Source organism: Caballeronia choica (assembly GCF_001544535.1).
GTDB lineage: Bacteria > Pseudomonadota > Gammaproteobacteria > Burkholderiales > Burkholderiaceae > Caballeronia > Caballeronia choica.
This window is the reverse complement of the sequence record NZ_FCON02000194.1, coordinates 1-11,555: the sequence shown is the minus strand read 5'-3', so window position 1 is coordinate 11,555 and position 11,555 is coordinate 1. Positions and strand designations below refer to the sequence as shown.

Below are 11,555 nucleotides of genomic sequence, written 5' to 3'. Positions count from 1 at the left end.
GTGGTCGATGGAGCGGTGCTTGCTCTGGATGGCCAGCCGTTGGTCTATGCAGCGACCGGAGACCTGGATCAGAGCGATGATCTGTACGCGAAGGAGTTCTGCGAATGGAGGTAGGCAGTACACTTCCCCGCACATGCTGGTGGACCACGTGATTATCCGACTCAAACCGGCCATCTCCTGCCATTCGCGGGCGTGCGACTGCGGACGTTCAAACAGCCGTTCCGCCCAGGCAGCCGACGTTTACACGCCGATCACTCTCGTCGCATGATCGGCCATACCCGCGGCTCTCAATCTCTCGAACTCAGTCAGTTGCAGCGACCGCTCCTGAGCATTGCGGTTACGCGCGATCGTCCCATCGAAGCCGCGCAAGCCGGCCGAAAACGGTCCCCAATCCGAACGCCCGAAGACAACGTGGCAAGGCTTGTTGGTCGAGAATGATCGACACCGGAACGCGTCGTAGCCCGTTGTGGATGATCAGCTGAATTCTGCCATACGTACAAACAGAGATCGCCCGCAGCAATGCGTCCATAAATGCGCCTCGGGCAAAGAGCATTAATACGGAGGATTCACTACTACGTATTGTGAGCCTTGGGGCTGGTACCAGGTACTGCCACATTGCTGGTAGACCATTCCCCCATAGTTGATCGGAACACAATTTGCCGGCACGGTTCGGGTCATGGAGCCAATCACCGCAGAAGTCACCGCAACGGTCGCGCCAACCGCGACCGCGGTCGCGACTGGATGGTAGTCGTTGTCCCAACCTCCATTTCCATTTGCTTGAACATTCACATTGGTATTCCTGTTGACATTTACGTTGTTGTTTACGTTGTTGACACTGGTGCTTCGGACATTGTTCGTGCGCGCGTCGGCCCTGCTGTTGTTAACCTGAACATTCTGTCTGTTGTTAGCACCAGCCGCTTGCGCCCGTGCGCCACCACCAGCCGATTGGGCGCGCGCGCCACCGCCGCCTCCACGACCTTGCGCCTCTGCGATGGGTGCTAAAGCGAAGTTGGCGAAGACGAGCGTGGCCAGTGGCACCCATTGCAACTGGCTGAGTGATTTCTTCATGTTGGATCTCCTTTACTTTGCCTTCACCGGCACGATCTCTATCTTCGTGGAACCTTTGGGCGGCACGAACGTGAAAACCGAGTCTGTGAATTCCGGCTTCAAATCCCATTGCAACAGGGAGACCGATTGTGGGCGGGCATCGTCGACTCGATTGGTTATGACGATCTTGCGCGGCAGGGGCTTTCCTCCAGCGGATATCCAGATCTGCCAGTCGATATCGCCCTGACGGAACGCGTAATGGTCACAAAGATCGTTTCCGATAAAGTCCTGGCCGGCATTCATCGCAGATTCAATCTTGTCGAGGGGCGCAGCATCGGTACCCCAGACAAAGAGATCCGCCAATGGCACTTCCATGCCGTACTTCACTCGCAGTCTGTCGATCAGCTCACCGTTCGTGCCGGCAAATTCGACCGATGAGTAATACTTTTGTAATGGTGTATAGAGGGTGACGGTCTTTCCGTCGTAGAAGAGTTCGCGCGTGGAGCGCGGGCTATACATCACCACGTGCAGCCTGTGTGGACGAACGACATCCAGATCTGCCGTCGCCGTGTGCTGCAGCTTTTGACCGTCCTGCAGAACTCGCTCGGCGCTCAGTTCGTTTGAAACCCGAAAGCGCTTCAATGTTTGCAAATATGCGCCCATAGCCTTGAGTGCCTGAATCGATCCCTGATTGACAGCGCTCGCCGCAGGCTGCGCCTCGCTCGCCGGCTGGGTCTGCGCGTAACTGGACGGTCCGGCGACTGACATAATAGCTAGCAGGCCGAGGACAAAAATCTTCCGTTGCATGGCTGTCTCCTGATGTCAAGCACCGTTAGAGCTATACGGACGAATCACCGTCGGCTTAATATCGCTTTGGCTGATCGAGGGAGAGCCGCCGCTTTTTCGTTATAGACCAATCTTGACATCGGCGTTGCGGTTCACTGTCGTCCGATGTCCGGCTCCAGTCTATTAGGTTCCAGCTGCGCGGCGCCCGGGTCACTCGCAGCGGCGAGATCCGGGTGATGGCAGGCAGCGCAGGCGATGTGCGCAGCAAGTCACGGCAGGGCGCATGTACCGACCTTGCTCAAGGCCACTGCATTAGCCTGGACTGTCTCGTCTTCGAACACCCAGACCAGTTGAAATTTCTTGTCCCCAATTCCGATGCCGGCCGCACCTCACCCTGCTTTTCGCTCTTGCTTTCGCCCCACGCAATGCATGGAGCAGCTATCAAATTGGTAAGCGCCAAGATGGCTATCCGGCGATTCGTTGTTTCCCCCTTCTCTTTCGGGCGCGAAGCCCCTTTGCTATCGCAGCTCATAGCCCAAGCATTCGCCGCTCCGATTTTCGGAGACCACGCTGCCTGCATTATTCGTTCCTTGCAAAAGGTGACGTCGTATCCCAGACTAGACGATGCGAATGGGGCTCGCAACCTGACTCGCCCGCGCAGGTCGTTGTCGTCAATCCGCCGTATTGATGTCGGACCGTAGGGCCGCGAAACCCGTGCCCCCTTCGTCCCGAATCGGTGTCGCGTCGGTCCCGGCGACCGGCTGCCCGGCTCCCCTGGCGCGGCAGAGGAGGCCTGCTCCCGCAAGCGCACATGGTGATTTCCAGGCCTACGAGAGGCAACCCGTGAAACAGATAATGGCGTCCGCGTTAAAGGCCCTGGTCCGGGGTCTGCTCATTATCATTCCCATCTATCTTGCCATTCTGCTGCTGCTCAAGGGAATGAAATCAGTCGGGACCCTCGTCAGTCCGTTCGCCCGGCTCCTTCCCGAGTGGCTTCCAGCCGAGGGGCTCCTGTCGCTTTTGCTATGTCTCGCGATTTGCATCGCCGTCGGTGCCTCAATCGGCACCCGCTTGGGGCAGCGAGTCCGGAACAAGCTCGAAGCAACGGTCTTTGAGAGGATCCCCGGCTATGCGCTCATCCGCAGTCTCACACATCAGGTAGCGGGGGAGAGCCGTGAGAGCACTTGGAAGCCGGCGCTGTTCCAGAGTGACGAAGGCCTTATTCCTGCCTTCATCATCGAGGAGCTTGAGGATGGACGCTACACGGTTTTTGTCCCGTCCATCCCAACACCGTTTGCGGGGGCCGTCTTAGTTCTCGACCGTCAGCGCGTACACCCGCTGGACGTGCCATTCACGGACGCCATCAAAGTCGTTTCACGCTGGGGCTCGGGGGCAAAGGACTTGGTCGCCGCCATGAAAAAGGGCAACTAACCTTCAGGTAAGCCGACGCACTTGGGATGATGACGATTCCCCATTTTCCGCTATCCGCACACTGTGCAACAAACGACCGATGTTTGTCCCGCAATTGCCTCGCCTGCGGCAGGCTGCCCATTCGCGACCAGGTACCCGTGGCCGGATCGAATAGCTCGACCGCAGACAACAGGTGGAACGGCTTGCCTCTTGTGGAGGAAATCAAGAGAACCTGCAGTATGTAGGTGAGGAATCGACTTTCAAAATAGAAGCGGAAATCAGGAACAGGCTGAACGGATCCGTCACCGCGCTTCAATCGCTGAAGGCAGTGAATGGGGCTCGTTGATGCTCATCGGATGCTCCGAAACAGCAAGCGACTCTGCGAGAACTGATCAACGTATTGAAACTTTCTCTTACGATACGGACGTGCATGAGCCGTGCCGATGCAATACGACACCTGAACTTCCGGCCGGTCAATGAGACCTTGGTCCAACAGGTCAGGAATGTCGAAGGCTGATGGCGTCCAGACGCGAGCAGGGAAGCCGCGCTGATCGCAGTGCCGCGCAAGGCCTCGGTCGCCAGCCGACTCGGATGTGTGGACGGTCGTTAAACATCTCAAAGCGGCCGTAGAATTGAGGCCGGGGTCAAGGTCCGGAGAGGGTCGCATGCTGCCGCTCGTACCAAGGCTCGTGCCGATCGCACGACGATCGGCAAGATTCGGCAACCTGCGGTCCTGTGGTTTTTTACGGTCGGTTTGACGAACGTCTGCTGATGAACGACGAGTCGGCAGCTGACGAAGCGACGGCGACCAACGATTCGTCGAGCAAACCAGCGTCATTTCGAAGCGCTGTGTGGATGAACGCAGGCAGTTTGCTAATTACCTTGCTGCGCTCACCACGTATAGCGCACCCCGGCATCGCCAAGTACGCCCCGATGGCTGCCGTGGCTGTGGGCGATGTCGAATTGATATCCGAACTGACCGTAGACGCTGAGACGGTTCTTGAGCTTGCCGGTGAAGCCGACGGCCAGTTCCAACTGCGTCGCCGCCGCGTCCAGCGGGACCGGCGTCGTCGCAAACGTCGTCGCAGCGCGGCCGTTCCAGTCATGCCAAAGGTTCAACCGGCCATAAGGCTGCCACACTTGCCCGTCCGCGGTGAGAATTGTCCACTTCGCGCGCACCCCAAGCCGCCCGGTGGTGCCGGTGCTCGAGCCCAGCGCGACGGGCCCCAGTCCGTCAAGAGCATTACTGAAGCTGACCTTCTGCCAAAGAATTTGGGCCTGCGGTTCCAGCACAAACTGCGGCCCGAACGCCAGCGCAATGGGATAGCCGCCCTCCAGTGAGGCGATGAAGCCATTGCCGCTGATCGGCAGGCTGGCAAATTCCGTCTTCGCGGTGCCGATGTAATGCGTGCCTTGCAAAACCGCGTCGATATACCAGTCCGTCGGGCCGTAGTGCGTCCAGTATCCCCCGCCGGAATAAGCCTGCTGGTCCACCGTGCCGGTGCGGGTCGACACATAGCCGGTTGCCGCCGCATTGGTGACCAGACCGTCCACGTCCGTCGCGGCATTGCTGTAGGCAAAATAAGCTCCCGCGACGTCTCGATGGCCCGGGATCAGGCTGCCGTGCCAGAGATCCAGCCCGGTCTGGAGCCCGATCAGCTGCCCCGTGACGCTGGGATTCGAAAAAGACTGGTAGCTGTTGTTGATCTGCTGACCGAAGACACGCCCCCAAGAGGAACGAGCCGCCCCTATCCCCGCACCATCGGCGTCGACCGGGGTGAGTGTGTCGCCAATGCGTTGGTGCAACGTGCCGAGCATGGCGGTGCCTAACTCCCGCGCGAGCGGCACTACCACGGCGTCCGTGGCAAGCTCCGGACCTATGATGGGATAAATGCCGGGCGGTAACGTCGCCGTGGGCGGGTCGGTCGGGAATGGAGGGATAGGGGGTTGTACTGGCGGAATCGGCGGCACAGGCGTTACGACCGGGGGCATGACCGGTGGGGTGACCGGCGGCACAGGCGTTACGACTGGGGGCACGACCGGTGGAGTGACTGGAGGAATGACCGGTGGGATGACTGGCGGGATAACCGGAGGAATGACCGGTGGGATGACTGGGGGGATTACCGGCGGAATGATCGGCGGTTCCGGCGGGACGACGAAGGCCGAGCGCAGGAACCAGTCGTTGGGAGCGCCGGAGGCACCACCGCGAAACAAGTGATAGTCGAAGGCCCCGGCGCGCACTTCGCCCGCGAGCGCAAAGGCGCCGGGCGCCGTCGTGCCGCCGTTGATCGCCTGCACCACCGCGATGCCATCGGCTACCGTCTCGGCGCCGGGGCCGCCCGCATTGGTGATGCGCAGCACCGAATTGCCGGTCGCGCTGCCGCCGTTGATGACGAGCCTGTCGGACGGCGAACCGTCGGCCCCCAGATGGATGTTCATCGCGATCGTTCCGCCGGTGCCCGTGTAGTGGGTCGTCGTCAAGACCGTGCCCGGCGCAGTGCCCGTGCCCAGGTTCACCAAGCCGGCGTTGGCGACGCTGGATAGCGTCTGACTGAAGCCCTTAAGATCGAGCGTTCCGCCACTTGCGACCATCACCGCCGAATTCGGGCTGAACGTGCCCGGTGCACCGGCTCCCAGACTGCCCGCATTGACATTCGTCGCGCCGCTGTAGCTGTTGGCGCCTGTGAGCGTGGTGCTGCCGGCGAGCACATTGACCGTACCGTTGCCGCTGATTGCGGGCTCGAACACGTAGTTGGCGGACGTGTGATTGAAGTTGAGCGTACCGCTACCGGCGCCAAATGCGAGGCTCAACGTAGTGAGCGTGCCGGGCGCAGTCGCAGGATTGCCCGCGGCCGCGCCGATGTTCAGTGTTCCAGTCGAACTGGCTCTCGTCGCGATCACAATAGGCCCCGTGACGATGCCGCCATCCGCAATCGTGAGCGTGCCCGTGCCCAGGTTGCCAATGTTCACCCCCGAACTGTTGCTCCACGTGGAGCCCGCGCCGGTTACCGTCACTGAGCCCTGCCCGTTAGGACCGTTGCCGATGTTGGCGGTGAAATTGGTGCTATTGACGACCACCCCACCGTTCGCGATCGTGAGCGTGCCCGTGCCAAAACTGCCGATGTTGAGCCCACCGCTGAATCCGTTGATCCAACGGGAGCCGGGGCCGGTCACCGTCACCGTACCCATCGAGCCGGGGGACAATCCGATGGAACCCCCACCGCCATTCAATAGGGCACCATCTTGGACGGTAAGCGTGCCGGTGCCCAACCCGCCGACCACTATGCCTCCGGCATTCGACCAGTTGGCGCCCGCGCCGGTCACCGTCACCGAGCCCACCCCGCCCGGTAGATCGCCGACTGTTCCGAACGAGTCAGCTAACGTTCCGCCGTTCTGGATCGTAAGCGTCCCTGTCCCGTTTTGACCGACGGACAGGTTCCGGGCTGCCGCGCCCGGGTCTGCAATCATCGTCGCATTCGGCGTCACAGTGTTAATGTTCCCGTCGGTCGTCTGCCGGGGAAAACTGGCATCCCAGTTGCCACTTAGGAACCAATTAGGGGAAAATTGTCCGGTCCAGTTGGTCTGGGCGTATGTGGAGACCGTAGATGTCGCGAACAGCGCGATTATCGCCAGCGATCTGGACACGACAGATTTGCAGTCGGACGCAGGGTTCATCTGAGCCGGCCCTTTTGTGCGAACCAGCGGATATCCGGCGCACGTCAACTTTCGGGCGGACTTGAACAAAGCCGTCATCGCTACCCTCCGGTGCCAGACTCGAGAGCGGCTCATCGCTACAAGTTGCTCTCGTTCGCCGGCTGATACTTCCACAGCAATGCCGGATCGTCCCGCGCTCGCGCCTCGAACAGGCTCGAACGCAGGAAATTATCCGTTTCATATCGTTTCTTCTGGGACTGAACACTAGCCTCCGGTAATACCGATCTCTACGCGACGATTCTGAGCGCGACCCTGCTCTGTATCGTTCGTATCTACCGGATTGGACTCTCCCTCTCCATGCACGATGTACTCGTGCGCCTTCAGCCCGTGCTCCTGCAGGTAATGCGCTACTGCCTGCGCACGGCGCAACGAGAGTTCATGGTTGGACTCCGACGAACCAACTGAGTCGGTGTAGCCAGTCAAAATCACCGTTTCCACGTTCTCGTGGCGCACGTGAGCAATGATCTTGTCCAGTTGCACATCGGCCGAGGGGCGCAGTTTCGCCTGGCCCGAGTTGAAGGTCGCGGCGCCCGAAAGCGTGTAGTGTTCGGTCGCAGGCGCAGGCGCGGCAGGTTGAGAGACTGGCGGCGGGGCGGGGGCGGGCGCAGGAGCAGGAGCAGGAGTTTGAGAGACTGGCGGCGGGGCAGGCGGCGACGAAGCGCAGCCAGCCAGTGCTGTGCATACTGCCAGCGCCATGGCCAGCGGAGTAATGCTGCCTGTTCGCGACGTGAGTTTGGTTATTTTTTCCATCATTAATGCTCCTTAGCAAACATTGAAGAAGCGACCGTAAGAACGGTCGCTGCCTGTTACCCGTAACGGCGCGAGAAAATCCAGCAGTTATGCCGTTACTGAGGTTATGTGACGGTTCAGCGCAGGAACAATTCAAGTCCCTCGCTTCGTTTCCATCGAACGATTGACGCCGCGGCAGAACCGTCGCTCGCCAATGCGTGCGTGGCAGGGTCTATGGTCTGAAGCGGAGGGAAATCAGTTCGAGGCAACGAACGGCGATATTAAACGCCCGTTGAACGGCTGCATCCGCGCTATCGCGGATGCATCGTCCCACGCGTCTGCATTTGTCTTCGGTTGATCCGATTTCAAGGCGAGCCCGGTACCGCCCGTTTTCGGGGCACCCGGCGAAATCCTCAATCGCCAGCCGACACTTGGAAATGAGTGCGCCAAGTGTTTGCAAGCGCAGCAACTGCAATGCAGCCTCGCGTTCCAGGGATGTCGCTTTTGGGAAGCCGATGCAGGTCATCTGCATGCCCATTTCCATGTCGTGCTCCTTCCAATACCAAAAGGGATTCCCAGCGAGTTCTGCCATTGGCGGGACGATCCCGCCATCCCCTTCGAATCGTTTCACTTTGATCAACTGTCGGTCAGCGCGCCTATATAAAGTCACGCGCAATCAATCGAATCTCGAGATCGCGAGCTGGCCAAGATTTGTACTTTGTGTCCCGCCGTTCCGGGCGTATGACTAGTCGTGAATTAATAATACTCTCGGCCAATCGAAGAACAAGGTCGAAAGCGTGACATCGATTGTCAGCATTGCTGCCGCACTGATTGCTCTCGCCTACGCACCCTCTTTAGCCCAGGCGTTGGCGCTCAACATGGGGTCGCTCAGCGACCACGACCGCCGACAGCCGACCGCCGTTTCAATATAAGCACTAAGGAGCGAGAAAATGTTCGATTCAAGAAACGGACTTTGGATGGGCGCAATGCTGGCCGCAGCCGAGCTCTTCGCGCTATCGGGCGCTGCCTTGGCCACCAACCAGTCACAACAGCGCCCGGAAGGCAGGAACGCAAACCAGGCTGCCAAAAAGGAAGCGCGCGCGGGCAAAAGGTCGACTGCCGAGCTGCAAACCAGAAGAGCAACTCCCAGTGCCGGCAAGAGAAGCGCTATGCCACTGAATGACGGCAATGGGGTCCTCACCAGCCGCTGGCATGTCGTTGAACCAATGTCAGCAATCGCCGAACCGCCGCCCTCGGGAAGCCGGCCTGGATGACCGGTTGAAAAAGACCGGTACCAGGTCGTTGCCGGCGCTGACTCGTCTCGCTCTTGCGGCTGCGTCGAAGGAGGGATGACGCAGCCCCGCGCGGGGGGCACGGCGTGGGGACAGTGATTCGATCGTTTCCGATGAAGCACTACCGCGTGACAGTTTGAGAAGCGTCACGCTCCAGTCGAATGAATGCTTCGGCTGCTTGTGCGCTTCGGCGCACTGTCTGTCATGCCGTCATACGTAGCCGAATACGACCTGCCGATCGATGACGATAGGCAGTCGAAGCGTGAATTCGCTGCCTGCCCCGGGGCCGGGACTTGTCACCGCCACCGTTCCGGGAAGAAACAATAAGCACGCCGGCCGCGAAGAGTTTCTCGACGCGATGAAGGCGGTCGTGCGGTAGGCAGATTTGCCTGCGGTGATCGAGCCGCATTACCTGAAGCACAGCAATGGCGTAGCTCTAAATCAGCCGTGCCGCCTGATGAAGCATGGTCCGCTCGGGCAGCAGATCGGTCCGCGCGACGCGCACGAGGGAAAACGTCCGTGTCTCAGGCGAACTGCCGGGAATGCGAGCCAACCGGAACTCGATCTCGTCGCCCGGTTGCGTACTCGTGGGCTCCATCACGACGTTCATCCGGTCGAGCCGCAGCCGCTTCACTTCGACATGCAAATGCGCTTCAGGGGCGGCCAGCACGACACGCACGTGCTCGAACTTTCGATCGAGCAAATCCATCGGCAGCCCGAGACTCGCGAGGTTCTGGCTATTCTCCTCGATGCGCGCCTGCAATCGCGCGACCTCGCCCACATCGGGCGCCTCGTCGCTGCCAATCATCGCGCGCATTCCGGCGCCCTGCCGCTCCAGCAATTGCAATCGCGCCTTGAGCAGCGCGCGCTCTTCTTCGAGCACTTCCCTCTTCGATGCGTCGTTGGCAACCCCTTGCATCCCGTTGAGCACCAGTTGATCGACGGCGCGAAGTACGATCTCCTCCCGCAGTTCGCCGTCCGTACGGGCGCAAATCCTGATTCTGTGATCGTTGAAGCTGACCGTCGTCTGCGCTACGTCGGGACGCGCGTGCTCGCCCACCCACGCGACGCCCAGCACACGGCGTTCGTACATTGCCATGCTGAGCACCGCATGGACGTGCGCGAGGTCCGGGTTCTGCTCGAAACAGGCCCGCAACTCGGCCGAGCGGCTCAGCACAGACGCGACATCGCCTGGAGTCGCGAAGAAGGCGTGTATGAACGGATCGGATGACCACGCCTGTGCACTCGCCCCCCGCGGCTCGGGCAGCGCCATAACGAGGCTCTCGACATAGCCGATGCAGGTGGCAAGCACCACCCCCATGCGAGCCTCGTACTTCTCGACGAGCCGAAGCTGCGGATCGAGCCGTATGATGCGCGCGAGTGCGTCCGTCACGCGCGCGTCAACACGCGCCTCGCTTTCTCGGTCGCGCTTGCCGCGCGCGAACCAGCTGAGAATGCCCATGTCTTTTCTCCTGCCGCCGGTTCAATCTTCGCGCTGTGACACAATTCCAACCCGGATCGCCCGGCTCTTCCTGAGCACATGCTGGATTCGCGATTCCAGGCTGTGCAGCGCACGCGACTCAATATCCTTATTTTAGTGGCCCGTCGCGCCGCGCGTTTGGTTCATGGGTTCAATACCGGTATTTCCCTTTGTGTTCAATCGCTCACGTGACGAAGCGCGTCGCTCCAGTCGGCACGAACCGATCAATGTGAAAGCGTTCGAGCGCGGTACGACGAGCGGTGAACGTTGACTGCGTTGAAGGGTGCGCGTTCTTTCGCGCCTCGCCCAACGAGATGAAGCCTTCGCGTATAGGTCACATACAGTCGCAATGCGGTGGTGATAACTTTGGATGTCTCTCGAGGATGTGCACCCTTGCCGCTCAAGTCGTCGCGACGCCAGCCGATATGCCATTAGGCTTTTTTGTCTGTGCATCGTCGAGTGACCGCTTCATTGGCCGAAAAGTGCCGACCGAGTTGCCACGATGAAGGGCCGTAGCACTGCATTGGTTGCGGCCTTTACCAATTCAATTTGAGTCCGGACTCGGTTGCGCGATGGCGATCGTCGTCGTCCGCGTGCAGGTATTGACTGGTGGTCGAGATCGATGCGTGACCGAGGTTGTCGCGCACATAACGCAGGTCAACCTGGCCGTCCATCATGTGTGAACCGGCGGTATGGCGCAGCCAGTGGGCCGATGCTTGCCTGAGCCGCTCTGCGGCTCGCTCGCGAGGTTCGCCGGTCGACGTGAGATGGTCAATCGCATTCTCAAAGACCTGCTTCACGATCAGGTGCACGCCACCGCGCGTCATCGGCCGATGCAGGCCACCGATCGGCAACAGCAGCGGCGTCGGCTCGTGCAGGTAGGGCAGCGCCGGCAGATCGTAGTGTTGCCGGTATCGAGCCAGCTCCACCATCAACTCCGCAGTCGCCGGCAGCACGCGCTCCTTGTTGCCCTTGCCGGTGATCGCGAGCCACCAGCGCTCCCGGCCGTCGCGATCGCGTCGCTTGAAGAACCCGCCCATTGGGTTGCTCACGACTTCGGAAATTCGCAGCCCCATCAGATACAGCAATGAAATCAA

At 60.3% G+C, this 11,555-nt stretch carries 9 protein-coding genes; 2 read left to right on the top strand and 7 right to left on the bottom strand.

The features are described from left to right. Positions 1-552: 552 nt before the first annotated feature. On the bottom strand, positions 553-1,068 hold the full coding sequence (locus tag AWB68_RS38995) for a hypothetical protein (RefSeq protein ID WP_087649543.1): 516 nt from the start codon (positions 1,066-1,068) through the stop codon (positions 553-555). Between the two features lie 12 nt (positions 1,069-1,080). Further along, positions 1,081-1,854 carry a DUF2092 domain-containing protein gene (locus AWB68_RS38990; protein WP_087649542.1) on the bottom strand — a complete coding sequence of 258 codons (774 nt, stop codon included), beginning with the start codon at positions 1,852-1,854 and terminating at the stop codon, positions 1,081-1,083. An 822-nt stretch (positions 1,855-2,676) separates the two neighbouring features. On the opposite strand from AWB68_RS38990, the gene AWB68_RS38985 reads away from it, so the two are divergent. Continuing rightward, positions 2,677-3,264 (top strand): DUF502 domain-containing protein, encoded by a 588-nt coding sequence (locus AWB68_RS38985; RefSeq protein WP_200828921.1) that lies wholly within the window; start codon positions 2,677-2,679, stop codon positions 3,262-3,264. A gap of 870 nt (positions 3,265-4,134) precedes the next feature. On the opposite strand, the gene AWB68_RS38980 is transcribed toward AWB68_RS38985, so the two are convergent. The 3 genes from AWB68_RS38980 to AWB68_RS38965 all read right to left on the bottom strand — a co-directional run bounded on the left by AWB68_RS38980 (position 4,135) and on the right by AWB68_RS38965 (position 8,230). Further along, a complete protein-coding gene (locus AWB68_RS38980; RefSeq protein WP_200828920.1) occupies positions 4,135-6,996 on the bottom strand; it encodes an autotransporter family protein in 2,862 nt (953 codons plus the stop codon). Between the two features lie 165 nt (positions 6,997-7,161). Beyond that, positions 7,162-7,707, bottom strand: coding sequence for an OmpA family protein (locus AWB68_RS38970; protein ID WP_160110149.1), 546 nt, complete (start codon positions 7,705-7,707; stop codon positions 7,162-7,164). 211 nt (positions 7,708-7,918) lie between these two features. Next, positions 7,919-8,230, bottom strand: a complete 312-nt coding sequence (locus AWB68_RS38965) for a hypothetical protein (protein WP_087649538.1) — start codon at positions 8,228-8,230, stop codon at positions 7,919-7,921. Positions 8,231-8,636: 406 nt separating this feature from the next. On the opposite strand from AWB68_RS38965, the gene AWB68_RS38960 reads away from it, so the two are divergent. Beyond that, the gene (locus AWB68_RS38960) at positions 8,637-8,960 is read left to right on the top strand and encodes a hypothetical protein (protein WP_235028746.1); all 324 of its coding nucleotides are present in this window, start codon (positions 8,637-8,639) and stop codon (positions 8,958-8,960) included. 454 nt (positions 8,961-9,414) lie between these two features. Here AWB68_RS38960 and AWB68_RS38955 read toward each other — a convergent pair whose 3' ends face one another. Both AWB68_RS38955 and AWB68_RS38950 read right to left on the bottom strand, forming a co-directional pair. Then, positions 9,415-10,440: a hypothetical protein gene (locus tag AWB68_RS38955; RefSeq protein ID WP_087649537.1), complete on the bottom strand. Its 1,026-nt coding sequence runs from the start codon at positions 10,438-10,440 to the stop codon at positions 9,415-9,417. 554 nt (positions 10,441-10,994) lie between these two features. After that, positions 10,995-11,555, bottom strand: a 561-nt coding sequence (locus tag AWB68_RS38950) for a tyrosine-type recombinase/integrase (RefSeq protein ID WP_160110148.1), incomplete at its 5' end; no start/stop codon positions are given.